Source organism: Pseudomonas sp. BCRC 81390 (genome assembly GCF_030341915.1).
GTDB lineage: Bacteria > Pseudomonadota > Gammaproteobacteria > Pseudomonadales > Pseudomonadaceae > Aquipseudomonas.
In genome coordinates, this window is the sequence record NZ_JATAAG010000038.1 from 1 (window position 1) to 331 (window position 331).

A 331-nucleotide genomic window follows, 5' to 3' on the forward strand; every position below is an offset into this window, starting at 1 on the left:
ACTGGTCGAGATGGAAGTTCGCGACCTGCTGTCCACCTACGACTTCCCAGGCGACGACACCCCGATCATCATCGGTTCGGCTCGTATGGCGCTGGAAGGCAAAGACGACAACGAAATGGGTACTACCGCTGTCAAGAAGCTGGTAGAGACTCTGGATGCCTACATCCCTGAGCCAGTTCGTGCCGTTGACCAGCCGTTCCTGATGCCGATCGAAGACGTATTCTCGATCTCGGGTCGTGGTACCGTTGTTACCGGTCGTATCGAGCGTGGTATCGTCCGCGTTCAGGATCCGCTGGAAATCGTTGGTCTGCGCCCAACCACCAACACCACC

The 331-nt window shown here is 57.4% G+C and carries 1 pseudogene; it reads left to right on the plus strand.

The annotated features are described in order from the left end of the window. Window positions 1-331 (plus strand): annotated as a pseudogene (gene tuf, locus QSV36_RS14250) (elongation factor Tu); the annotation flags it as partial.